This window comes from Gilvimarinus sp. 1_MG-2023 (assembly GCF_030548285.1).
Genome location: NZ_JAUOSC010000679.1, coordinates 1 through 304 on the forward strand (window position 1 = coordinate 1; position 304 = coordinate 304).

The following is a 304-nucleotide window of genomic DNA, read 5'->3' on the forward strand; positions in this document are numbered from 1 at the left end:
CAATCAGCTCAAACGTCAGGCTGCCACCCTGAAACATCTCAAGGTCCATTGGTTCTTCACGCTGCAGACGTATCAGGCCAACACCGGGGGCATACCATTCAGACTGCACCACCTCAACCTCCTGATAACCCAGCCGCGGGTCAGCGTACAACCCAATCCGGCCACGCCCCTCAATCCGGATACAATGCTGGAACTCCCCTGCCGGAGTGCTCAGTACCAGGCCGGTTTCGGCCACTTCGTAAGTCATAACAAATTCATTATTGCCTTGATTCCAGGCCACATGGCTTTGGGTACTGTGCAGTAC

Annotated in this window: 1 protein-coding gene; it reads right to left on the bottom strand. The window is 54.9% G+C overall.

Going from position 1 to position 304, the window contains the following annotated elements; translation table 11 throughout:
- On the bottom strand, window positions 1-304 hold a 304-nt coding region (locus Q4563_RS18585), incomplete at both ends, for a hypothetical protein (protein ID WP_303605561.1).